We start from the raw sequence: 22,560 nt of genomic DNA, 5'->3' as shown, positions 1-22,560 counted from the left end.
GCTTTTTAGCCGTTTCTTAAATAATTCTATCTTTTTTCGTTCTTGTTTCAATTTTTTTGCCACCTTAGTCAGATAGTTGCACAGTTTTAATCAGGTTTTGAATTTTTATACGAAGCTTCATCTTATTGCAAGAGGAATAGGTTTAAGAGATTCTTGAAATGTTTTGTCAAGCAGCTTAGGCTATACACCAAGCAATCACTGCCGTTGTGAGTCTTGTTGTTTGGGCATATACTGTTTTTGATTGCTTTGTGTTTCTTTATCTAACGGTCTGTATAGAATTGTTGACACGACTTTGAGGGATATGATAAAAGTTTAAAATAATAATCTGGGGCAGGTGTTTTGTGTAATTATAAAAACAAAGAGGTGGCTTGTGGGCAAGAAAAGAAAAGCAGGTAAGAAAAAGAATAGCTTTAGCAAGATGAGCGCAGAAAGGGAATTTTCGAGGTTAATAAATTTAATAGAAAAACAAAATTTTAGCTCAGCTGATGAGCTTAAGGATTTTTTAGATAGTTTGATGGGCAAAAGCCTTGATGATTACTTGCCGGAAAGTATTAACAAAAAAGAGCGTGCGCAGGATCTGGTTTATGAGGCCTATGAGCAACCTGTCTCTAAAGCCAAAAAGCTAATAAAACAAGCCTTAGAATTGGATCCAGATAATGCGGATGCATATAATTATTTAGCCAGCATAGAGAAGAATGTTGATAAAGCTATGAAACTATACGAAAAGGCAATAGAATTGAGCAAAAAGACGCTTGGTGAAAAAATTTTCGAGAAAGAAAAGGGTAATTTTTGGGGAATTTTGTCGACCCGGCCTTATATGAGGGCAAAGGCGGGTCTTGCTGAATGTTTTTATGCAAAGGGTGATATTGATAAGGCGATAGAGATATATGAAGAAATGTTGGAATTAAACCCAGGGGATAACCAGGGAGTGCGATATTTATTATCAACCTTGTTGCTTGAGAAGAACGATTTGATAAGGTTTGAGTTGTTTATGAGAAATCTTGAAGATGAGGATTGCGCCAATTGCAACTTCAATAGGGCTCTCTTCTATTTTAAAAAATTCGGCAGAATATCGATAGCCGATGAAGCCTTGTTGTATGCACACAATAGGAATAGGTTTGTGATAGATTATATGCTGGGTATTAGAAAATTGCCAAAAGAGCCCCCTCAATTTATCGGTATAGGCGATGAGGATGAGGCTGTTGCTTATGTTTTTGATGCATGGAAGGCCTGGAAAAATACCAAAGGGGCCTTTGAGTGGCTGAGGGAGTTTAAGCAGAAAATCTCAGAGTTTAATTGATGCTTCTTGTTGTATAGGCTCTTGGATCCTTCCTTGTAAATCCTTGCCTCTTTCTATACATCCATCCCCCTCAATAACCTTGTATTTGTTCAGCTTTTGTGGTAATTGATAAAAAACATTGTTGGAGGGGTTATGGATATAAAAGACATAGTTAACTCGATAGAGCCTGCGGATAAGGGGGTCTTTGAGAAGGCCAAAGAAAGGACATCCAATCTCATCATGCCGCCGAGGGCCGTGGGTATGCTGAATGATATCTCTGAGAGGCTCTGCGCGATCCACAGAAGCCTAAAGCCCGAGACGGATAAGAGATGCGTGTTCGTAATGGCCTCGGATCACGGCGTTGTTGAGGAGGGTGTTAGCGCATTCCCTCAGGTTGTGACCTGTGAGATGATCAGGGCGTTTGTTGGCGGTATTGCCACGATAAATGTCCTTGCAAGGCAGAATAATGCAAGGGTTGTTGTTTGCGATGTTGGAACGAAGTGCAGTTTTGAAAACCAGCAGCTAAGCGGCGAAAACGAGTTTATATCAAAGAAGGTCAACTCAGGCAGCCAGAACTTTACAAAAACGGCCGCAATGAGCAGGGATGAGGCCACCCTTAGTATCTTAAGAGGTTTTGAACTTGCAAGGGACAAAATAGAACAATACGGCCTGAACCTCATAGCCACAGGCGATATGGGCATAGGCAACACAACACCGTCGGCGGCCGTTGCAAGCGTTATTTTGGATAAAGACCCTTCAGAGATTGCAGGCAGGGGTACAGGCCTTGATGATGAATCATACAATCGCAAGATAGATGTGATCAGAAGGGGGATTCAGCTGAACAAACCGAATAGAAACGACGCAATCGATGTGCTTGCAAAGGTGGGCGGTTTTGAGATTGGCGCTATAGCCGGGGTTATATTGGCTGCGGCTTTTAAGAGGATACCCGTTGTGATAGACGGCTTTATATCAACGGCGGGGGCACTTATTGCTTACAACCTCAACCCAACCGTGGCCGATTACATGTTTGCCGGTCATCTGTCTGAGGAAAACGGACACAAACTCATGCTTGAGTATTTAGGCCTAAACCCGATCCTTAGGCTTAATATGAGGCTCGGTGAGGGAACAGGTGCTGTTTTAGCTATGCATATAGTCGATGCCGCAGCAAGAGTAATAAAAGAGGTTGCCACATTCCAGGAAGCGGGGGTTTCAGAATCAGAAAAATAATAAACGACTTTTTGTCCTCCTTGAGCTTTCTAACCATAATCCGCATAAATGTCGATTTTGATGCCAAAGGCTCTGTTAAGTTCTTCACCCTAACAGGCGGTCTAATCGGTGTTGGCCTTTACGGTTTAAGTTATACCCCTGCCCCTTTTAGGGGTTTTTTGATGGTGTTTTATCTGGCTTTGATTAGCGGGGGGCTTCATCTGGATGGGCTTGCAGATGCCTCGGATGCCTTCTTCTCCCACAGAAGCAGGGATGAGATGTTGAGGATAATGAAGGATTCCAGAATCGGCACCTTTGGCGTTTTGGCTCTGTTTTTTGTCCTGTTGGGCAAGTATTTGGGTTTTAATGCAATAAGAAATCCGCTTTTTCTAATTTTTATACCCATCTATGGGCGGTTTGTGGCTGTATATTTAATGAAGAAACTCCCCTATGCAAGAGAGTCCGGCACGGCTAAGAGTTTCTTTAAAAAATTCGATATATGGGATTTCCTCGGCGGGTTTATTTTTGTGGCCTTGAGCTTTTTTCTGTTTGACCCTGCCCTGATGGGTATGTTAAATGCCTCTTTCTTTTTGTGGGGATTCTTTCTCTTTAGCTATTTCAAAAGAAGAATAGGCGGTATAACGGGGGATATGATAGGTTTTGCCATAGAGATAACAGAGCTTTTCATGCTCCTTTTAGGGGTATTTTATGGCCTCTGATCACGGCGGCAATGTGTTTGAGATAGCAAGAGAGCTTAACATAAGTCCTGACGAAATAGTCGATTTAAGCAGCAATGTTGTGGATGCGGATTTGGGTGTTGTTAGGCTGAGAAGCAGGCTTCCATCGGAAGAACCCGACGAGCTTGAGCGTTTGATTGAAGAAAAATTTAGTTTTCAGCGCAATAGCGTTTTGGTTAATGCCGGCACTTCTCAGTTTATAAAGGACATCTGTTGCATATTTAAAAACAAGAAGGCCTTAATCCTTGCACCCACATACTCAGAGTACGAAAAGCAGAGCCGCAACTTTGGCCTAACCGTTCAGTATGCTTTATCAGATGAGGATAACGGTTTTGAGTTTGAGCTTGAGGGAATTAATTTTTCGGGTTTTGATGTGGTTTTTGTATGCAACCCCAACAATCCAACAGGCGTGCTTTTGAAAAAAGAGGGACTTTTAAAGACTGTTAAAGACAACCCAAATAGCTTCTTTGTTGTCGATGAGGCATACATGGACTTTGACTTCAACAGAAACTCGCTTTTGCATCAGAAGCTTGATAACCTCTGCGTGCTTAGGTCTTTTTCTAAACTCCACGGCCTTGCTGGTTTGCGTATTGGCTGGCTCTATTCTTCTAATGGCGATTTTATAGAAAAACTCAAAGCTTTGAGGCCGCCCTGGAGTGTCTCTGAGTTTGCGCTTGAGCTTGCAAAGGCCGCCCTTGATACGGATTTCACAAAAAGGATAGAAGAGATAGTGAACCTTAGGGATTATTTGATTAAAAGGCTTAAGGGCTTTGAAATGGTAAGGGTCTTTGACAGCCATGCCAATTTTGTTTTGTTTAGGCTTTCGGGCGATCCAGAAGACTTCTTTAGCTATTTCAAAAACAACAGGCTGCTCTTGAGGAGTTGTGAAAACTTTTACGGCCTAAATAAGAACTTTTTTAGGGTTTCGATCAAAGATAGATACAGCATGGAACTGTTTTTAGAGCTCCTTGAAGGGTATTTCAAATGAAAAAGGCCATAATGTTCTGCGGAACGGCAAGCGGTGTGGGAAAAACGATAATCGCAGCCGGCTTTTGCAGGCTTTTATCCAATAAGGGCTTGCGCGTTGCACCGTTCAAAGCCCAAAACATGTCCCTAAACAGCATTGCCTTACCCGAAGGCGGAGAGATCAGCGTTGCACAGGCTTTACAAGCCTTTGCCTGTAGGGTCAAGCCTGATGCCAGGATGAACCCAATCCTTATAAAGCCCGATAGCGGCAGGTCTTACCTTGTTAGATTGGGAAAGCCTATAGGTGTGTATTCGTATGAAGATTATTACAAACTGAATGGAGAAAATAGAAGAATTGCCTTTGAGGCCTTCGATAGCTTGAAAAGCGAATACGATGTTGTTGTGCTTGAGGGTGCAGGCTCACCGGCCGAAATTAACCTCTATGAGCACGATTTTGTCAATATGTCAATGGCTGAGTATGCTTTAGCTGAAGTTTTCATTGTGGGCGATATAGACAGGGGTGGTGTATTTGCAGCCTTTAAAGGCACGGTTGAGCTTTTGCATCCAAAACACAGGGATTTGGTCAAAGGGTTTATCATAAACAAGTTCAGGGGGAGCTATGGGATCTTAGAGCCCGCTTTTGATATGTTTAAAAATTACTGTTCTAAGCCCATTGTGGGCGTTGTGCCTTATCTGGACTTGAAGCTTGATGAGGAGGATTCTGTTTTTGGGCCAGACAAAAGAGACGGCAAGGTTAAGATTGGTGTGATTAGGCTGCCGCATATGTCGAATTTCAACGAGTTTGATGTATTTAGGTTTTTGGATGTGGGCTTTGGATTTGTTAAAAGGCCTTTAGAATTGGACGATTGCGATTTAGTGATCCTGCCGGGCAGCAAAAACCCCTTATTTGACCTTGAGTTTATGATTGAGTCGGGCTTTGATGTATATCTAAAAAGCATTTTGGGCAAAAAGCCTATTATTGGTATATGCGGCGGCTATCAGATTCTTGGTAAAAGCATAGATGGCAAGAGGGCTTTGGGCCTTTTGGATGTCGAAACGGAACTTTTGAATGACAAAGTTGTTGTGTATAGGGAGTATGAAGGGATTTTAGATTTTGAAGGGAAGCGCCTGATTGGATATGAGATCCATCACGGCAGGACAAGATCGAACGGAAAACTAAAGCAATTGCTGAAAGGCGAGGATTTGCTTGTTTTTGATAGTGAAAATCTCGTTATAGGGACATACCTACACGGCATATTCAACAATAATGTCTTTTTGGAGTGGCTGTTTGGGTTTTTGGATGTTGATATGAAACTTGATATTGATATTTTTAAAAAGAAGGACGAGCAGCTTGATGAACTTTCAAGAATCTTAGGGGATTCGCTCGATTTGGGGATTATGCTGGATGGACTTGATCTGTGAGTTTGTATTTTTTAACGGTATAGCCTTCTTTGTGGGCGTTGTCTTGGACTTTGTGTTTGCAGAACCACCAAGCGCTTTGCATCCCGTTGTCTGGATAGGAAAGCTCATAAGTTCTTTTGAGGATTATTTTTACCGCATGGAGAACGGGCTTTTGGGCGGGACTTTGTTTGTTTTGAGTGTTTTAGGCCTTGTTGTTATTCTTGCCCTCGGAATCATGTATGTCTTTGTCGCAGGCAGCTTCTTTGGAAGGTTGATTTACGGTGTTGTTGCAAGCTATCTTGTTTTCTCATCCATTAGCATAAGATCTTTGGCTCAACACGCACAAAGGGTGCTTGAAGCATTAGAAGAGGGTGATCTGGATAGAGCAAGGAAGTTTTTATCGTTCATGGTTAGCAGGGATACGGATGACATGGAAAAGGAGAAGATCATAACCTCAACGGTTGAGTCTGTTTCTGAGAACTTTGTCGACGGTGTATTATCGCCGATGGTTTACTATTCAGCCTTTGGCATTGTGGGCGTTGCTGTCTTTAAGACCGTAAGCACATTTGATTCGATGATTGGCTATAGGAACGAAAGGTATGAGCTTTTTGGTAGGTTTGCCGCAAGGTTTGACGATGTGTTGAATTTTATACCGGCTCGATTGAGCATTGTGTTTATCGGTCTGTCTTGCCTGATTCTGGGTTTTAACTTCTTTGAGACGATGCGTGTTTTTGGCAAATACAGAAGGGCGCATCCAAGCCCAAACTCGGCTCACCCGATGAGCGCCTTTGCCGGTGCTTTAGGCCTTAAACTGGGTGGAAAAACAAGATACAACGGTATTTTGATAAACAAGCCCTGCATGGGGGACTCCTCAAGGAAGCCAGAGACCGTCGACATAGAAAGGTCGATCCATCTGCTTGAGACCTCATCCTATCTGGCGTTTATATTCTTTAGCCTCGTCTTTGTGAAGGTAATTGTTGAATGTTTTGGCTAATTTGCAGGTTTTTTAAAATTTATTCCCTTTTGGCGTTGAAAATGGAGGGGGCATTTGCTAAAATGCCTGCGAGTTCACCAGAGGGGGGATTCTTCATTTCTATTTCTATATGTTTTAAAATGGGGGTGTGTTGATGAAGTATGTGAAGTGGCTGGATGAGATTAGCGCCGATGATGTGCACATAGTTGGCGGTAAAAACGCATCGTTGGGCGAGATGATCAGTGAGCTTAAGGATGAGGGTGTTAATGTTCCTTACGGTTTTGCTCTGACGGCCCAATCTTACTGGTATCTGATCGATTCCAACAATCTGAGGGATGAGATCTATGAGGTTTTGAAGGATTTAGATACCCACGACATAAACGATTTAAGAGAGAGGACAAAGAAGGCCAGGGATTTGATCTTCAAAGCAAAGATGCCCGATGATTTGTATCAGGAGATAAAGGAGGCCTATGAGAAGCTCAGCGCATATTACAACGAAGAAGAGAGCGATGTGGCCGTGAGGAGTTCTGCAACGGCAGAGGACTTACCCGATGCGTCATTTGCAGGCCAGCAGGATACATACCTGAATGTTAAAGGTCTTGATAATGTTGTTCACTATGTAAAGAGCTGCTACGCCTCGATCTTTACCGAGAGGGCGACATCATACAGGCACGATAAGAACTTCGACCACTTCAAGGTCGGACTGTCTGTCTGCGTTCAAAAGATGGCAAGGAGCGATCTGGCAGCAAGCGGTGTCATGTTCTCTATAGACACAGAGAGCGGTTTCGATAAGGTTGTTGTAATAAATGCAAGCTACGGCTTGGGCGAGAATATCGTTGCCGGCAAGGTCAATCCGGATGAGTTTATTGTGTTTAAGCCGACGCTGGAGAAGGGCTATAAATCCATTATAAAGAAGCAGCTCGGTTCTAAGCTCACAAAGGCCGTATACGACGAAAACGGCGGCATAAAGGATGTGGATACGACAGAGGAGGAGAGATACAGATTCTCCATAACAGACGACGATGTCTTAACGCTGGCCAGATGGGCCGTTAAGATAGAGAATCACTATTCCAAAAGAAACAACAGATACACACCGATGGATATAGAGTGGGCAAAGGACGGCAAAACCGGCCAGTTGTTTGTTGTTCAGGCACGCCCTGAAACCGTCCAATCACAGAAGAACTTAAGCGTTCTTGAGACATACAAGCTCAAAGAAAAGAGCAATGTAATTGTTGAGGGTATAGCCGTAGGCAGCAAGATAGCCACGGGCGTTGTCAATGTTATCGATACGCCTGAGGAGATGGATAAGTTCAAAGAGGGCGAGATACTGGTAACCGACATGACCGACCCCGATTGGGAGCCTATAATGAAGAAGGCTGCCGCTATCATAACAAACAGGGGTGGCAGAACCTGCCATGCCGCTATTATCTCAAGGGAGCTCGGCGTTCCGGCCATTGTTGGATGCGGCGATGCAACAGAGAAACTCTCAAGCGGCCAGGAGGTTACGGTATCTTGCGCAGAAGGCGAAGTGGGCTATGTCTATGAAGGCAAGCTCGATTACGAGGTTGAGGTGCTGGATCTATCCAAGATAGAAAAGCCGAAAACACAGATAAAGATGAATTTGGGTAATCCGGCTATAGCCTTCCAGACGGCCGGCATTCCAAATGACGGCATAGGCCTTGCCAGGATGGAGTTTATCATAAACTCGTTTATTCAGGTGCATCCGCTTGCCTTGATCCACTTTGACGAGCTTGAGGATAAAAAGGCAAAGGAGGTAATAGCCGAGCTTACCAGGGGTTATGAGGATAAGCCGCAGTATTTTGTGGATAAGCTTGCAGAAGGCGTTGCCATGCTTGCGGCAAGCGTCTATCCGAATCAGATATTGGTTAGGATGAGCGATTTTAAGACCAACGAGTATGCCAACCTGATCGGCGGAAGGGAGTTTGAACCGGAAGAGGAAAACCCGATGATCGGATTCAGGGGCGCTTCCCGCTATTACTCTGATGAGTACAGGGAGGGTTTTGCCCTTGAGTGTAGGGCAATGAAGAAGGTCAGGGATGAATTTGGCCTGACCAATGTTGCCCTTATGATACCCTTCTGCAGGACGCCTGAAGAGGGCAAAAAGGTTATAGAGGAGATGAGGAAAAACGGCCTGGTTCAGGGAGAGAACGGGCTTGAGATATATGTGATGGCCGAGATCCCAAGCAATGTAATATGCGCCGATGAGTTTGCCGAGATCTTTGATGGTTTCTCCATCGGTTCAAACGACTTAACCCAGCTCACCCTGGGAATCGATAGGGATTCAGGCCTTGTAGCACACCTATTTGATGAGCGCCACATAGCCGTTAAGCGCATGATCCAGATGCTTATAGAGAAGGCCCACAAGCACGGCAAGCCCGTGGGTATATGCGGCCAGGGCCCGAGTGATTTTCCCGATTTTGCCGAGTTTTTGGTTGAGCTTGGCATAGATTCGATGAGTCTGAATCCAGACAGTGTTATGTCAACCATTGTGAATATAAAGAAGCTTGAGGAAAAGCTTAAAAGATAAGCGAGGGGCATAAGCCCCTCTTTTTTTGTTTGGGGTGGAACTATGTATGAGTCTGCGGTTGGTCTTTTGAGGGATAGCAAGGGCGATTTCTTTGATATATACAAAGAGGCCTCTTATGTGAGGGTGTTGCAGGCCAAAAATGGCCAGATAGAGGATGTAAAGGTCGGTTTTGAGGAGGGTGTAGGCGTTAGGCTTGTTAGGGGCTTGAGCGTTTTGTATTCCTCATCAACCGATACGGATGAGGAGAGCGTCTATAGGATGGCAAGATTTATAACGGATATTGCAAACCCCAAAGAGGGCAGGTTCGATGTGTCTGCATCAGGGATAAAGAGTATTGAGATGTGGGGTGGATATAAGCCTGAATTTGAGCGTATAACGGAGATTTACGATGATTTCTGCAGTGTTGCTTACAAGAAGGATCAGATAAAGCAGGTAAGCCTGACATTCTCAGACAGGAAGAAAGAGATAGAGATAATAAACGAAAAGGGCGAGTTGCTCAAAGAGGAGAGGATTTATACGGTTCTGTTTTTTGAGATTACCGCCAGGGAGGGTCAGATAACACAGAGTATAAGAAGACCCTTTGGTGTTTTGGGTGGTTTTGATTATTTTGACGGATGGGATTTTAAAAGGATAGCAGAAGAGGAGACAGAGAAGCTCTTAAATCTCCTGAAGGCGCCTCCGCTTAAGGCACAAAAGATGACGGTGGTGCTTTCAAGTCAAGCCGGCGGAACCATGATCCATGAGGCTGTGGGGCATGGCCTTGAGGCAGACCTGGTGTATGAAAACCTAAGCGTTTATAAGGATAAATTGGGCCAGAAGGTGGCAAATGATAAGATAACCGTGGTGGACGATGCCACAAGGCCAAAGATGAGGGGCTCTTTCTATTACGACGATGAGGGTGAGCGGGCCCAGAATACGGTTTTGATAGAAAACGGCGTGTTGAAGAATTACATGTTCGACAAGATGTATGCTAAGCTGGCCGATAGAGAATCGACGGGCAACTCAAGGAGGGAATCATACCGCTTTGCACCTATCGTGCGCATGTCCAACACATATATCCTGCCAGGTAAGGATGACCCTGAGGATATAATAGCCTCTGTGGATTACGGGCTTTTGGTCAAAAGGATGGGTGGTGGTCAGGTGAACCCCACGACCGGTGATTTTGTCTTTGAGGTTGCCGAGGGTTATCTGATAGAGCAGGGCAAGGTTGGGCATATGGTAAGGGGTGCCACGCTCATAGGCAATGGGCCTAAGGTGTTGAATGAGATAGATATGGTGGGTAATGACTTTGGCGTTGAGGTCGGCACATGCGGTAAGTCTAATCAGGGTGTCCCTGTAAGCGACGGTGAGCCCACATTGAGGATTCCATCTATAATGGTGGGAGGTAGTAGCCTATAAGGTACTGCGCCTGTTTAGCCTATGATGGCACAGATTACAGCGGCTTTCAGATTCAACCCAACGCAAGGACTATTCAGGGTGAGATAGAGAAGGCCTTAGAGCGCATCTTTAAGTCCAGAACGAGGATTAATTTTGCCGGCAGGACCGATGCCGGCGTTCACGCCTTTGGACAGGTTATAGACTTTCCTGTTCTTGTTGAGATAGAACCCTGCAATCTAAAAAGGGCGCTGAATTCGATTCTACCTGACGATATACGCATAAAGTGGATTAAAATGGTTGATAATAGCTTCCATTCGAGGTATAGTGCAAGATTCAGGGAGTATGTCTATTTCGCCTTTGATGGTGAATATATGGCTCCCTTTTTGTCCAGATATGTTTGGCATGTCGGGTTTAGATTGGATGTTGGCCTTATGAGGCAGATGGCGGACTTGTTTGTGGGCAAGAGGGATTTCTCTTTTGTGGCAAATGAGCCTGAGGGTAAGAGTTGCCAGAGGGAGGTCTATTTTTTGAGGATAAGAAGACAGAGGGATTTTGTTGTTTTTCATATAAGGGCCAACGGTTTTTTGCGGGGCATGGTTAGAAACATCGTGGGACTTTTGGTTGGATATTCCTTAAATGCCTTGCAAATGGATAGAAGCGGTAATATAATTTTTAATAAGGGGAATGTAAAGTCCTTCAAGGCTCCGGCAAGGGGTCTGTTTTTAAGACGGGTAGGTTATTGAGGGGTAGATTATGATTACAAAGGAAGAGGTAAGGCGAATAGCAAAGCTCTCCATGTTGGAGTTGGAGGAGGCCGATGTTGAAAAGTTCTGCACACAATTCAATGAGATTCTCGATTACATGAAGGAGATCGACGGCCTGGATCTTGATAATCAAGAGGCGGTATTCCATATAGGCGAGCTTAAGAATGTTTTTAGGGAGGATGAGGTTGGAGAATCCATGGCCAATGAAACGGCCTTGCAAAACGCCCCGGATGCAGCCGATAGTGCCTTCAGGGTGCCAAAGGTGATAGAGAGGTAAGCCATGCTGTATAAAAAAACACTTCATGAACTGTTGGAGCTTATAGATAAAGGCGATATAAAAGCCGAAGAGGTGTATGAGTCTGTATTGAAAAGGATAAGGGAGAAGGATGAAACGATAAACGCCTATGTCAGCGTGTTTGAGGCGTTTGAGGAGAATCCCAGGGATGGAATCCTTAAGAATTTGCCCATTGCTATAAAGGACAATATGCACATCGAGGGCAAGAAGACGACCTGCTCCTCTAAGATTCTATCCAACTTTGTCGCCTTCTTTGATGCCACTGCGGTTAAGAAGCTAAAGGAGAACGGGGCTGTCTTTATAGGAAAGACCAATTTAGATGAGTTTGCTATGGGCTCATCCACAGAGACCTCATACTTTGGCACGACCAAGAACCCGTGGGATATTACGAGGATCCCCGGTGGCTCAAGTGGCGGTTCTGCTGCTGCTGTTGCCTGTGGTGAGGCTATAGCCGCTTTGGGGTCTGATACAGGGGGTTCTATAAGGCAGCCTGCATCGCTGTGTGGCGTTGTGGGGCTAAAGCCCACTTACGGCAGGGTTTCAAGGTATGGCCTTGTTGCGTTTGCATCGAGTCTGGATCAGATTGGTCCTATAACGAGGGATGTCGAGGATGCTGCTATCTTGATGAATATAATTTGCGGTCATGATGAGCACGATTCCACCTCGGCCTTTGTCGATGTGCCGGATTTTACCCAGTATTTGAATCAAGACATAAAGGGCATGAAGATAGGCTTTTACGATAAAACACTGCAGGATTGCGATAGCGATGTTCAGGCGGCGATGGATGAGAGTATAAAGATATTGAAGAATTTGGGTTGCCAGATAGAGAGCGTCGATTTGCCCAACGCCAGGTATGCCGTTTCGGATTATTACATCATAGCGCCAGCTGAGGCCTCAAGCAACCTGGCCAGATACGACGGCGTAAAGTATGGCTTCAGGGCTTCTGATTATAGCGATTTGAAGGAAATGTACCTAAAGAGCCGCTCTGAGGGCTTTGGTGATGAGGTTAAAAGGAGGATAATGCTTGGCACCTATGTGCTCTCAAGCGGTTATTACGATGCCTATTATCTGAAGGCGCAGAAGCTCAGGGGATTGATAAAGCAGGATTTTGACAGGGCGTTTGAGAGGTTTGACTGCATAATCTCGCCCACAACCCCGACAGAAGCGTTCAGGGTTGGCGAGAAGGCCGATAAGCCCCTGCAGATGTATCTGTCGGATATTTTTACGATACCTGCTAACCTGACGGCAATTCCCGCCATAAGCATACCCAATGGATTATCTAACAACGGTTTGCCTTTGGGGCTGCAGATAATGGCCAACGCCTTTAGAGAGGATGTGATATTCAAGGTTGCATCGGCGTTTGAGAAAGAGTTTAATTTAAGGGATAGGCTCCCTTTGGATTGAGGTAATGTGATGAGTAGGATTTGGGTTAGGGTTGATATGGTAGGTGGTGAGTGCTATATAGGCTCAATCGACTATTACTTTGATGAGAACGAGGACGATGATTTAATGATAATGCTTGAGGAGCAGGCGTATTTTGGCCTGAAGATCGACCATGTGCATAAATGTAAAGAGGAGAACGGAAGGTTGATCTTGGAGCCTCTGGACAAAGGCGACTCCATATACAAATCAAGCATGATTATAATGAATACAGATAACATATTGACCATAAAGTTCTTAAAGGATGACTCCGATGTGGTTGTGTCTTTGGAGGATAAGATCAAGGTGAAGGAGATTAAAAAAACAAAGACATCAAAGAACATACTGCCCTTTAAACCTATAAAGAAGGAGAAGGTGTGATATGGCGGATAGATTGACCAAGAAGGATGTGATTGATGCCCTATACAATGTTATCGATATGGAGATAGGGCTTGATATTGTGAATTTGGGCTTTGTTTACGGTATAGACATCGATGAGGACAACAATGTAAAGGTGGTTATGACACTTACAACGCCCGGTTGCCCCTTGATTGCCCCTTTGCAGGAGGATGTGGTCAACAGGCTTAAGGAGATTGGAGCCAACGATGTTCAGGTTGAGCTTGTCTGGGATCCACCCTGGAATCCATCGATGATGAGCGAGGAGGCAAGAAGGAGACTGCTCGGCGAATAGATGTCTTTGGGTTGCGCCATCATAACCTATAACGAAGAAAGCAGCCTAAAGAAGACACTTGAGAGTGTTGCTTTTTGCGATGAGATTGTGGTGGTCGACTCAGGCAGCAGCGACAACACCCTAAAAATAGCCAGACAGTATACCGATAAGGTTTATCATCAACAGTGGTTGGGATACGGCAAACAGAAGAACTTTGCTATATCGAAGCTTTCAACAGATTGGGTATTGTCGATAGATGCCGATGAGGTTGTAAGCGGGGATTTAAAAAAAGAGATATTGAGGGTGTTAAAGAATCCATCTGCTGATGCCTATGCCTTAAATATTCAACTTGTCTTTATGGGTAAACCCTTGAGGTTTGGCGGGACATATCCAGATTACCATGTCAGGCTTTTTAAAAAGGGTAGGTGTCGATTTGATGAGGCGATGGTGCATGAGGGCGTTAGGTGTAGTGCAGAAAAACTAAAGGGTGTTGTGTACCATTACAGCTATGAGGATTTAGAGGATTACTTTAATAAGTTCAATAGGTACACCAGCCTGTTATCCAATGTTATAAGGCAAAAAAAGCCCCGTATAGGCGGATTTTATCCGTTTGGCAGGTTTGCTTTTGAGCTGTTTAGGAGATTTGTGTTAAAAGGGGCTTTTCTTGATGGTTATGAGGGGTGTGTGTATGCCCTTCTTTCTTCTTTCTATGTTTTTGTCAAATACGCAAAGGCAAAAGAGCCAAAGTGATGTATGGTTGTCTTTATCTTTATTCTTCTTGTTGTTATTTTCCTTGTCCGCTATAACTTTTTTAGGATACCCAAAAAAGGCATACTGGTTTTGCTCTATCACAGGATAGATGAAAGCCCCACCAACACCTCGCTGGATAAGTTTTCCATCTCACCTGAAGAATTCGAAAAACAGATAGCGTATCTAAGGAAGAGGGGTTTTATCTCTATAACACCCTCCCAGATAGACAGAATAAAGGATGAAAAATTATACTTAAAGAATAATTATGTTTTAATAACCTTTGATGATGGCTATAAGGATAACCTGAATGCGGCCAAAATACTGAATAGATACGGCATGAAGGGGTTGTTTTTTATCTCGACGGCCTTGATTGGCGGGTATCATGAGAATGCCAAGATGATGGATGAAAGCGACCTAAGGGAGCTTGTGCGTCTTGGTATGGTGCTTGGGTCTCACTCCCACAGGCACATAAAGCTTTCTTTAATTTCTAAGGATGAGGTAGAGAGTGAGATTAGAAGATCCCTTAGTATTTTGTCTTCTTATCAGCCTATTGAGGATTTTGCCTATCCGTTCGGCGATGTCAGTGACGATGTAATTGAGGTGTTGCGTAAGTTAAAAATTAAGAGGGGTTATATCATAGGCCAAAAGATATACCAGCCGGATATTCAACCTATATTTAAAATTCCCCGAGCCATAGTAAGAAAAGATACTGATAAAATAGATTTTTACTTAATAATTACACGAGGCCGGAGCAAATTTTAACTTTAATTTAATTTTCCTCTTGACATAAATCAAAAAAAGTGTATAAATATATCTAAACTTAACGGGAGTTAAAGTTTACTTTATTTTAGTGGAGGTGGTTTATGGCTGAGGGGAAACTTGCTAATCCTGGACCATTGGGACTCGGTGGATTTGCTCTGACAACCTTTGTTCTCAATGTTCACAACGCTGGATTGGTTCCGGCAGCATTGGACGCAGCGTTGCCGTTGGGTCTGTTTTACGGTGGTTTGGCCCAGCTGATTGCCGGTGTTTTGGAGATGAGAACCGGCAACACATTCGGCATGACGGCGTTTGGTTCTTACGGCGCATTCTGGATCGCTTTAGCAAGCTTAGTTTATTTTACTAAGCTTGGGTTAGTTCCAGCTGCTGCATTGGGTCCGGCTTTGGGTATTACCCTAATTGCTTGGACGATCTTTACAACCATTATGACCTTGTTGGTATTTAAGAGCGGGCATACCACTGTCATTGTGATCTTTGTCTTGTTGGAGATCCTCTTTATCTTGCTGGTCATTGGCCATTACACAGGTAGCAAAGCCATCACAACATTTGCAGGATATGAGGGTATATTGACGGCTCTGGCTGCATGGTATGGAATGTATGAGGGTATCAAGGCTCAGTTTGATGTTATGAGCAACGAATAATCCCGGCGTAGGTATAGGATAGTGGGGGCTTGACAAAAAGCCCCCATTTTTTTATGCTTATGCCTGCATTATTAATTAATTTTTTAGGGAGGATTTAAGGGTCATGAATATGGCTGAAAAGATTAAGAGTTATCGGAAGAAGCAGGGCTTGACACTAAAGGCGTTGGCAGAGAAGGTCGGATGCACCGATGCTTATATCTCCCAGATAGAGACGGGCAAAGCAGTGCCTTCCATTAGCGTTTTACAGAAGATAGCCCAGGCCCTCGATGTGCAGGTTAGGGATCTTTTAAGCGATGAGCAGTCCAATGATAAGATATTCTTAACAAAGGAGGAAAGGACTCAAATCATATATCCAGGCAGCCATGTCTATGCTGAGCTGCTCGTGGCCAAGATTTCCAATAAAGCCATGGAGCCCCTCTATAAGGTTGTGCCTGTGGGTTGCGATTCAAAGGGTGAGCACAGGCATACGGGTGAGGAGTTTGGATACATCTTGAAGGGCAAGCTGGAGCTTAGGGTTGGTGATCAGGTTAAGGTTTTGGGCCCAGGCGATAGCTTCTATTTCTCATCAACCCAACCCCATTCTTATAAGAATGTAGGCGATGTGGATGTTGAGACCATCTGGGTAGTCAGACCACCTGTTCTGTAAGTTCGTAGAGTTTTGCGCAGTGCTGCTTAAAGAGAATCTCCCCTTTTAGATTTAAGTTAAGGTGGTTATCTTTGGCGGTTAACCAAAGAAGATAGCCACCCTTTATCTTTTCTCTGATTTCATCCATAAGCGGTCTTATATTCAAGGCCCTGGCCGTTATAACATCGCATTCCATGGATTTGCTTAGCTGCTCTATGCGCCTGTTTATTATGTTGCATTTAAGCTTGAGCTTTGCGCATATGTAGGTTAAAAAGGCCGCCTTTTTGTTGTTTGGTTCAATCATTGTTATATTCAAGCTGGGTTTGTATATCTTCATTACAACGGCAGGGAAACCGGCGCCTGAGCCTATATCCACAATCGATAAGCTGTCATCCCTGAAGAATTTGAAAAACAACAGGGACGGTGCAACGAGGTGGTTTACGATGTTTTCTTCCCTCTTTGATATGAGTGCTATGTTTTTGTTCCATTCCTTTAGTGTTTCGATGTAGAGTATAAGGTTGTCTATGCCGCCTGGTGGTATGTCAACCCTTCTAAAGGCCTTTTCAAGCCGAGTTCTTAAGTCCGTCATTGTATTTTTTTAGGTAAACCATGAGAATGGATATGGCAGCGGGTGTTACGCCCGATATGCGCATGGCCTGCCCGATCGATGTGGGCCTTACCTCCATAAGCTTGCCCCTGACCTCGTTGGACAACCCGCCAACCTTGGTGTAATCGAAGTTCTCGGGTATCTTCATGTTTTCGTATTTCTTGAATTTTTCTATCTGCTGTTTTTGCAGGCTCAGATAACCTTCGTATTTTATGTCTATCTCGACCTCTTGTTTTATGTATCCATCAAGGTCTTCAAGCTCAGGCATGAGCTGTTTGAGCTTGTCGTAGTTTATCTCGGTTCTCCTCAGGAGTTTGGCCAGATCCGTCTTGGTTTTTATTATCTCGGTTCCAAGCTCCTTTAATTTTCTGTTTGTCTCCTCCGTCGGGAATATGTATGTGGTTTTAAGCTTTTTGATTGTCTCCTCTATCTTGACCTTCTGTTCCTGTATCATCTCAAATTCTTCCCTGCTCAATAATCCGGCCTTGAAGGATTTTTCGGCCAGCCTTAGATGCGTGTTATCCTCCCTTAGGATGAGTCTGTATTCTGCCCTGGAGGTGAACATCCTGTAGGGCTCTTTTGTCCCTTTTGTGACCAAATCGTCTATCAAAACGCCTGTGTAGGCCTCATCCCTTCTTAGGATAAACGGCTCTTTCTCCATTAGATAGAATGCGGCGTTGATGCCTGCAACAATGCCCTGGGCTGCAGCCTCCTCATACCCGCTTGTGCCGTTTATCTGACCTGCCAGGAACAGGCCTCTGATGCTTTTGGTCTCCAGTGTGTGTTTAAGCTGGGTTGGATCAACAAAGTCATACTCTATCGCATATCCCGGCCTCATGATTTCAACCTTCTCAAGTCCCTTTATGGTGCGCAAGAAGTTCAACTGCACCTCATAGCTCATCGATGTGTGGAGGCCGTCTGCGTATATCTCTGTGGATTTTTCGTCCTGGGGTTCTAAGAATATCTGGTGCTGCTTTTTCTCGAAGAACTTGACCACCTTGTCTTCTATAGATGGGCAATACCTCGGCCCAACGGATTCTACCATGCCGCTGTAAAGCGGTGATTGATCCAGGTTTTTCAATATAACCTCGTGTGTTTTTTCGTTTGTGTATGTCAGATAACACGGTATATTGGGTCTGTTTAGCTGTTTTGTTCTAAAGGAGAAAGGCACGGGTTCATCATCACCCGGCTGCGGTATCAATGCATCGAAGTCTATGGTTCTTGCATCCAATCTCGGCGTGGTTCCTGTTTTTAGCCTGCCAACCCTTAAACCCAATCTCCTCAGGCTATCTGAGAGTTTTCTTGATGGGGGCTCCCACGCCCTTCCCGCTTCGTATTCGTTTAGGCCGATGAATATCTTACCCTTCATAAATGTGCCTGTTGTTACGACCACTGCGTTGCAGTAATACTCATTGCCAAGATGCGTCTTTACGCCCACCACCCTATTGCCTTCAACGATTATCTCATCAACGGTCTCCTGTTTTATATCGAGATGCTCCTGTCTCTCCAGCGTGTATTTCATTCTCAGTCTGTATGCGGTCATATCGGCCTGAGCCCTGCTTGACCAGACAGCAGGCCCCTTGCTCTTGTTTAGTATCTTAAACTGTAAACCGGTTTCGTCTATATTGCGTGCCATCTCGCCGCCAAATATATCGACCTCTTTTACTAAATGCCCCTTTGCAAGGCCACCTATCGCCGGATTGCAGCTCATGGCACCTATGGAATCCAGCGCTATAGTCAAAAGCAGCGTGTTTAGACCCAATCTTGCATTTATCAGTGCGGCCTCACAGCCCGCATGTCCTCCGCCTATTACGATCACATCGTATCTTTTGGGATAAATCATTTTCTCACCTCTAAATGTTTCATGTGAAACATCACTTGCCTATGCAGAACTTTTTAAACATGACATCCAGCATGTCTTCGTTTGTTATCCTTCCAATGACCTCATCAAGATAGTCTGTTAGTGCCAAAAAATCAACACCGATCAAGGCAGGATCTATGTCGTTGTCTATATCTTCCTTCAGGCGGTTGCACATCTCAATGGCCTTTTTTAGGCTCTGCTTCTGTGATGCGTTTAGCGATACAATCTGGGAGTCATCCATTCCGCCTAAGGCCACATCGGATACAACCCTTTCAAGCTCCTCTAAACCCTGCGATGTCTTGCACGAAATCCGTATTATGTGTTTAAACGGCAATTCTTTCTTGTCTATCTTTATGCCTAAATCGGCCTTGTTTAATATAGCTATGGTGTTTTTTTGCAAATCCATTAGTTTATCTATCAATTTTTTATCCTCTTCGGTCAGTTTATTTGACCCGTCAAATATGGCAAGGACTATATCGGCCTCTTCAATGGCCTTTAGACTCCTCTCAACGCCTATCTTCTCAACGGTATCATCGGTTTTTCTTATGCCTGCTGTATCCAGTATGGAGAACGGAACGCCGTTTATGTTGAACTGCTCCTTTAATACATCCCTTGTTGTGCCTGGAATGTCTGTGACTATTGCCCTCTCTGAGCCTGTTATGAGGTTCAATAGGCTGGATTTGCCAACATTGGGTTTACCCACCAGTGCTATTGTAACCCCTTCAAACAGGTTGTTGCCGTATTCTGCTGCCCTTAGGATTTGCTTTAGATTGCCTTCTATTTCGTTTAAGATCTTGAGCTTCTCCTCTTTTGAGACATCGCTTAGCTCTTCCTCGGGGTGGTCTATCATGACCTCGTTTTCGGCCATTAGATAGAGTATTTGATCCCTTATCTGGTCAAGCTTTGAGGAGAAGTTGCCCTGAAGCTGCCGTTGAGCCACATCGACAGCCCTTTTGCTTTTGGCAGATATAACCTTGGCCACGGCTTCTGCCTGGGATAGGTCCAGCTTGCCGTTTAGGAAGGCCCTTTTTGTGAATTCACCCGGCTGAGCAAGCCTGGCTCCGGCCTCTATTAGCCGCTCAAGGACGCTGTTTAAAACCACCAATCCACCGTGGCAGTTTACCTCAAATGAATCCTCGCCCGTATACGAATGGGGAGATTTGAATATGGAGACCAAAACCTCGTCCAAGATCTTGCCTTCTGCATCAACGATGTGGCCATAGTATATCCTGTTTGCCTCATACGGCGGCTTTCTTGTAAAGACCTCCTCAAGCAGCTTTAGGCTTCCCTTGCCTGAAACCCTGATTATACCGATGGCTGCTTCTGTATACCCTGTGGCTATAGCTGCGATTATGTCGTCGTCATGTTGCAGCATGTTTCTGCTTTTTCTCTTGGGCCTTTAGTATCTGAGAATCTATGAACTGTTGCGCTATGGTTAAGAGGTTGTTTGTTGCCCAATACAGAACCAAACCCGATGGGAATCCCATGAACATAAAGGTAAATATCAAAGGCATGAACATCATGATCTTCTGCTGAGTTGGATCGCCTGTTGCCGGTGTTAGTTTCTGTTGAACATACATGGTCAATCCCATCAGGATCGGCAATACATAGTATGGATCCTTTGAGCTTAGGTCTGTAATCCACAACACAAACGGTGCACCCCTCAACTCGATGGCGTTTAGAAGAACATTGTACAGGGCAAAAAAGACCGGGATCTGAATGATTATGGGCAGGCAGCCGCCGAACGGGTTGACCTTGTGCTTTCTGTATAGCTCCATGGTGGCCTTGTTGAGTTGATCCGGCTTGCCCTTGTATTTTGCCTGCAATTCCTTTAGCTTTGGCTGGAGTTTGGCCATCTCCTTCATCGACTTGTATGATTTAAAGCTCAACGGATAGAAGATTAACCTGATCAGGAATGTCAAAACAATGATGGCGACACCGTAATTACCAAATATGGAGTATAACCAGTTCAAGACATACAGAAGCGGTTTTCCAATGAATCCAAACATGCCGAACCTTATGATTCTGTCTAATTTGTGGTCCACGGCCTGTATGGTTTCCTTGCTCTTTGGCCCTGCGTATATCTTAAGCTTTGCCGGTGTTTTGAGATTGACATATACATAGTGGCCGTCGTTTAGCTTTGTGTATCCGGCCAAAAGCGAATTTGATTCAGCAGGCAGAAAGGCCAAGCAGAAATACTTGCTCTCTAAGGCTATCCAGTGTATATCCTCATCCGGTTTTATCTTTTTGTCTGTTCTTATTTTGTCGTTGTCAACCAAGGCGACAGCTCCTAAGTGTGAATATTTTTCCTTCTGAAGATCCCCCAGATCCGGCCCTGCATATACGGAAAAATCTGTATCTATCGGTTTGCCATCTTTTAAGACCTCCACCTTGAAGTCGAATGCATACACACCGTCTTTGAATTCAAATGTCTTGATAATGGTGTAGGTTCCGTTGGTCTTTTTTAGTGTAACGGTGGAGGTTGAGTTCTGCCTTGAAAGCCTGACAAATTCTTTATTGGCCTTATATGGCATGGTCTCTTCCATCTTCTCTATGTTTTTATCTGCAAAGACCGTTTCTAAGGTGTTGTAATAGCCGCTGCTTTTGACCAGTTGAACATTGGATTTGTTTATGCTGTATTTCTTCAAAAGCAGCTCCTTGATAGCGCCGTTCAAAGAGGAGATCTTCAGGATATAGTTGTCTGTCTCTATGGTGATAAAATGCTCATTCTCCGTTTTTGGCTTGGGTGTTTTTTTGTTGACCTGTTCTATTTGCTGCTTAGTTGTTTTTGTGGCATTGGAGCTTTGCTCTGGTGGCTGTTGCTTGGGTAAAAAGAAGTAAGTGTAGGCTGTAATTAGAATGGTAACGACCAGTATGGCCATCAATGCCCTTTTTTCATTGTTATGATCCTGCATTGTCTCTCCTCTTTACTTTCTTGAATTGGAATAGTGGTTTATCTGGCGGGTCATACCCTCCCTCACTCCACGGCGCACATCTTATTATGCGCCATATGGACATCAGGCCGCCCTGAAGTGGGCCGAACCTCTTTATGGCTTCAATGGCGTAATTGGAGCATGTGGGATAAAACCTGCATGAAGGCCTGGTTAGCGGCGATATAAACCTCTGATAGAACCTTATCAGGCCAATCATGGCTTTCGATATTGCGTTAGTTATTAAAGCCATTGGATACTTTATCTAAAAAGAGATTTCTCATTCTTTCGAAGTTGGCCTCTAATACGCCCCTCCTTGCAATCAATACAATCCAGCAGTCTCTTGGCAGATACGGCTGGGAAAGCCTTATGATTTCCCTTAGGCGCCTCTTGGCCCTGTTTCTCTTTACGGCTTTGCCTATCTTCTTGCTTGCCACAACGCCTGCCTTGAAGCTATCCCTGCCTTTTAGCACAAACAATACAAAAAAGGGCGTAACTATCTTTTCCCCTTTTTCATATACATCTTTAAACTCTTTTGAGCTTAGGCTTTTGTATTGCTTCTTTAAACCGTCAATCTCTTTCTGCCCTTGGCTCTCCTTCTGGATAGAACCTTCCTTCCGCCTGCTGTTTTCATCCTCGCCCTGAAGCCGTGGGTTCTTTTTCTGGGTTTATTGTGCGGTTGAAATGTCCTTTTCATTTTCCTTACCTCCTAATCGTTTTGGCAAAAGGAG

General features: G+C 44.4%; 24 protein-coding genes. 17 read left to right on the top strand and 7 right to left on the bottom strand.

The window, feature by feature from the left end; genetic code table 11:
• Window positions 1–370: 370 nt before the first annotated feature.
• The 17 genes from D891_RS0108945 (at window position 371) to D891_RS0108860 (ending at window position 16,452) form a co-directional block, all read left to right on the top strand.
• On the top strand, window positions 371–1,300 hold the full coding sequence (locus tag D891_RS0108945) for a tetratricopeptide repeat protein (protein ID WP_025270768.1): 930 nt from the start codon (window positions 371–373) through the stop codon (window positions 1,298–1,300).
• Window positions 1,301–1,432: 132 nt separating this feature from the next.
• Window positions 1,433–2,506, top strand: a complete 1,074-nt coding sequence (cobT, locus tag D891_RS0108940) for a nicotinate-nucleotide--dimethylbenzimidazole phosphoribosyltransferase (protein WP_025270767.1) — start codon at window positions 1,433–1,435, stop codon at window positions 2,504–2,506.
• An 11-nt stretch (window positions 2,507–2,517) separates the two neighbouring features.
• Window positions 2,518–3,204, top strand: coding sequence for an adenosylcobinamide-GDP ribazoletransferase (gene cobS / locus D891_RS0108935; RefSeq protein WP_025270766.1), 687 nt, complete (start codon window positions 2,518–2,520; stop codon window positions 3,202–3,204).
• A complete protein-coding gene (locus D891_RS0108930) occupies window positions 3,194–4,210 on the top strand; it encodes a pyridoxal phosphate-dependent aminotransferase (RefSeq protein WP_025270765.1) in 1,017 nt (338 codons plus the stop codon). The genes cobS and D891_RS0108930 overlap by 11 nt, the downstream gene beginning before the upstream one ends.
• On the top strand, window positions 4,207–5,610 hold the full coding sequence (locus D891_RS0108925) for a cobyric acid synthase (protein ID WP_025270764.1): 1,404 nt from the start codon (window positions 4,207–4,209) through the stop codon (window positions 5,608–5,610). Before D891_RS0108930 ends, D891_RS0108925 begins: the two co-directional genes overlap by 4 nt.
• Window positions 5,594–6,583, top strand: a complete 990-nt coding sequence (locus D891_RS0108920) for a cobalamin biosynthesis protein (RefSeq protein ID WP_025270763.1) — start codon at window positions 5,594–5,596, stop codon at window positions 6,581–6,583. The genes D891_RS0108925 and D891_RS0108920 overlap by 17 nt, the downstream gene beginning before the upstream one ends.
• Before the next feature lie 133 nt (window positions 6,584–6,716).
• Window positions 6,717–9,110 (top strand): phosphoenolpyruvate synthase, encoded by a 2,394-nt coding sequence (gene ppsA, locus D891_RS0108910; RefSeq protein WP_025270762.1) that lies wholly within the window; start codon window positions 6,717–6,719, stop codon window positions 9,108–9,110.
• Window positions 9,111–9,152: 42 nt separating this feature from the next.
• Entirely contained in the window at window positions 9,153–10,508 is a 1,356-nt protein-coding gene (locus D891_RS0108905; protein ID WP_025270761.1) for a TldD/PmbA family protein, read from the top strand.
• Window positions 10,505–11,230 carry a tRNA pseudouridine(38-40) synthase TruA gene (gene truA / locus D891_RS09765; RefSeq protein ID WP_029952207.1) on the top strand — a complete coding sequence of 242 codons (726 nt, stop codon included), beginning with the start codon at window positions 10,505–10,507 and terminating at the stop codon, window positions 11,228–11,230. Before D891_RS0108905 ends, truA begins: the two co-directional genes overlap by 4 nt.
• 10 nt (window positions 11,231–11,240) lie before the next feature.
• Window positions 11,241–11,528: an Asp-tRNA(Asn)/Glu-tRNA(Gln) amidotransferase subunit GatC gene (gene gatC, locus D891_RS0108895; protein ID WP_051453582.1), complete on the top strand. Its 288-nt coding sequence runs from the start codon at window positions 11,241–11,243 to the stop codon at window positions 11,526–11,528.
• 3 nt (window positions 11,529–11,531) lie between these two features.
• Window positions 11,532–12,950: an Asp-tRNA(Asn)/Glu-tRNA(Gln) amidotransferase subunit GatA gene (gene gatA, locus D891_RS0108890; protein ID WP_025270758.1), complete on the top strand. Its 1,419-nt coding sequence runs from the start codon at window positions 11,532–11,534 to the stop codon at window positions 12,948–12,950.
• A gap of 9 nt (window positions 12,951–12,959) precedes the next feature.
• On the top strand, window positions 12,960–13,346 hold the full coding sequence (locus tag D891_RS0108885) for a hypothetical protein (RefSeq protein WP_025270757.1): 387 nt from the start codon (window positions 12,960–12,962) through the stop codon (window positions 13,344–13,346).
• Window position 13,347: 1 nt separating this feature from the next.
• On the top strand, window positions 13,348–13,656 hold the full coding sequence (locus D891_RS0108880; RefSeq protein ID WP_025270756.1) for a metal-sulfur cluster assembly factor: 309 nt from the start codon (window positions 13,348–13,350) through the stop codon (window positions 13,654–13,656).
• On the top strand, window positions 13,657–14,385 hold the full coding sequence (locus tag D891_RS0108875) for a glycosyltransferase family 2 protein (RefSeq protein ID WP_025270755.1): 729 nt from the start codon (window positions 13,657–13,659) through the stop codon (window positions 14,383–14,385).
• A gap of 3 nt (window positions 14,386–14,388) precedes the next feature.
• Window positions 14,389–15,147 (top strand): polysaccharide deacetylase family protein, encoded by a 759-nt coding sequence (locus D891_RS0108870; protein ID WP_025270754.1) that lies wholly within the window; start codon window positions 14,389–14,391, stop codon window positions 15,145–15,147.
• 101 nt (window positions 15,148–15,248) lie between these two features.
• Window positions 15,249–15,806, top strand: coding sequence for an acetate uptake transporter (locus D891_RS0108865; RefSeq protein ID WP_025270753.1), 558 nt, complete (start codon window positions 15,249–15,251; stop codon window positions 15,804–15,806).
• A gap of 109 nt (window positions 15,807–15,915) precedes the next feature.
• A complete protein-coding gene (locus tag D891_RS0108860) occupies window positions 15,916–16,452 on the top strand; it encodes a helix-turn-helix domain-containing protein (protein ID WP_198014820.1) in 537 nt (178 codons plus the stop codon).
• Here the strand turns inward: D891_RS0108860 and rsmG are convergent.
• From rsmG to rpmH, 7 genes are read right to left on the bottom strand one after another with little or no spacing between them, the layout of a single operon-like run.
• Window positions 16,433–17,020, bottom strand: a complete 588-nt coding sequence (gene rsmG, locus D891_RS09645; RefSeq protein ID WP_025270751.1) for a 16S rRNA (guanine(527)-N(7))-methyltransferase RsmG — start codon at window positions 17,018–17,020, stop codon at window positions 16,433–16,435. The two genes, D891_RS0108860 and rsmG, sit on opposite strands and share 20 nt — an antisense overlap.
• The gene (gene mnmG, locus D891_RS0108850; protein WP_025270750.1) at window positions 16,995–18,881 is read right to left on the bottom strand and encodes a tRNA uridine-5-carboxymethylaminomethyl(34) synthesis enzyme MnmG; all 1,887 of its coding nucleotides are present in this window, start codon (window positions 18,879–18,881) and stop codon (window positions 16,995–16,997) included. The genes rsmG and mnmG overlap by 26 nt, the downstream gene beginning before the upstream one ends.
• Before the next feature lie 31 nt (window positions 18,882–18,912).
• A complete protein-coding gene (gene mnmE, locus D891_RS0108845; RefSeq protein ID WP_029952203.1) occupies window positions 18,913–20,274 on the bottom strand; it encodes a tRNA uridine-5-carboxymethylaminomethyl(34) synthesis GTPase MnmE in 1,362 nt (453 codons plus the stop codon).
• Window positions 20,261–21,814 carry a membrane protein insertase YidC gene (gene yidC, locus D891_RS0108840; RefSeq protein ID WP_025270748.1) on the bottom strand — a complete coding sequence of 518 codons (1,554 nt, stop codon included), beginning with the start codon at window positions 21,812–21,814 and terminating at the stop codon, window positions 20,261–20,263. The genes mnmE and yidC overlap by 14 nt, the downstream gene beginning before the upstream one ends.
• Window positions 21,801–22,082: a membrane protein insertion efficiency factor YidD gene (gene yidD, locus D891_RS0108835; protein WP_084042354.1), complete on the bottom strand. Its 282-nt coding sequence runs from the start codon at window positions 22,080–22,082 to the stop codon at window positions 21,801–21,803. Before yidD ends, yidC begins: the two co-directional genes overlap by 14 nt.
• Window positions 22,066–22,404 (bottom strand): ribonuclease P protein component, encoded by a 339-nt coding sequence (gene rnpA / locus D891_RS0108830; protein WP_232227897.1) that lies wholly within the window; start codon window positions 22,402–22,404, stop codon window positions 22,066–22,068. The genes yidD and rnpA overlap by 17 nt, the downstream gene beginning before the upstream one ends.
• The gene (rpmH, locus tag D891_RS0108825; protein WP_022671092.1) at window positions 22,392–22,526 is read right to left on the bottom strand and encodes a 50S ribosomal protein L34; all 135 of its coding nucleotides are present in this window, start codon (window positions 22,524–22,526) and stop codon (window positions 22,392–22,394) included. Before rpmH ends, rnpA begins: the two co-directional genes overlap by 13 nt.
• Between the last annotated feature and the right edge of the window lie 34 nt (window positions 22,527–22,560).

The organism is Hippea sp. KM1 (assembly GCF_000526195.1).
Lineage (GTDB): Bacteria > Campylobacterota_A > Desulfurellia > Desulfurellales > Hippeaceae > Hippea.
This window is presented reverse-complemented; position numbering and strand designations above follow the sequence as displayed.

Coding starts and splice junctions, on each gene's coding strand:
- cobT (WP_025270767.1), top strand. CDS start 1,433: ATGGATATAAAAGACATAGTTAACTCGATAGAGCCTGCGGATAAGGGG.
- D891_RS0108930 (WP_025270765.1), top strand. CDS start 3,194: ATGGCCTCTGATCACGGCGGCAATGTGTTTGAGATAGCAAGAGAGCTT.
- D891_RS0108925 (WP_025270764.1), top strand. CDS start 4,207: ATGAAAAAGGCCATAATGTTCTGCGGAACGGCAAGCGGTGTGGGAAAA.
- D891_RS0108920 (WP_025270763.1), top strand. CDS start 5,594: ATGGACTTGATCTGTGAGTTTGTATTTTTTAACGGTATAGCCTTCTTT.
- ppsA (WP_025270762.1), top strand. CDS start 6,717: ATGAAGTATGTGAAGTGGCTGGATGAGATTAGCGCCGATGATGTGCAC.
- D891_RS0108905 (WP_025270761.1), top strand. CDS start 9,153: ATGTATGAGTCTGCGGTTGGTCTTTTGAGGGATAGCAAGGGCGATTTC.
- gatC (WP_051453582.1), top strand. CDS start 11,241: ATGATTACAAAGGAAGAGGTAAGGCGAATAGCAAAGCTCTCCATGTTG.
- gatA (WP_025270758.1), top strand. CDS start 11,532: ATGCTGTATAAAAAAACACTTCATGAACTGTTGGAGCTTATAGATAAA.
- D891_RS0108885 (WP_025270757.1), top strand. CDS start 12,960: ATGAGTAGGATTTGGGTTAGGGTTGATATGGTAGGTGGTGAGTGCTAT.
- D891_RS0108880 (WP_025270756.1), top strand. CDS start 13,348: ATGGCGGATAGATTGACCAAGAAGGATGTGATTGATGCCCTATACAAT.
- D891_RS0108875 (WP_025270755.1), top strand. CDS start 13,657: ATGTCTTTGGGTTGCGCCATCATAACCTATAACGAAGAAAGCAGCCTA.
- D891_RS0108870 (WP_025270754.1), top strand. CDS start 14,389: ATGGTTGTCTTTATCTTTATTCTTCTTGTTGTTATTTTCCTTGTCCGC.
- D891_RS0108865 (WP_025270753.1), top strand. CDS start 15,249: ATGGCTGAGGGGAAACTTGCTAATCCTGGACCATTGGGACTCGGTGGA.
- D891_RS0108860 (WP_198014820.1), top strand. CDS start 15,916: ATGGCTGAAAAGATTAAGAGTTATCGGAAGAAGCAGGGCTTGACACTA.
- rsmG (WP_025270751.1), bottom strand. CDS start 17,020: ATGACGGACTTAAGAACTCGGCTTGAAAAGGCCTTTAGAAGGGTTGAC.
- mnmG (WP_025270750.1), bottom strand. CDS start 18,881: ATGATTTATCCCAAAAGATACGATGTGATCGTAATAGGCGGAGGACAT.
- mnmE (WP_029952203.1), bottom strand. CDS start 20,274: ATGCTGCAACATGACGACGACATAATCGCAGCTATAGCCACAGGGTAT.
- yidC (WP_025270748.1), bottom strand. CDS start 21,814: ATGCAGGATCATAACAATGAAAAAAGGGCATTGATGGCCATACTGGTC.
- yidD (WP_084042354.1), bottom strand. CDS start 22,082: ATGGCTTTAATAACTAACGCAATATCGAAAGCCATGATTGGCCTGATA.
- rpmH (WP_022671092.1), bottom strand. CDS start 22,526: ATGAAAAGGACATTTCAACCGCACAATAAACCCAGAAAAAGAACCCAC.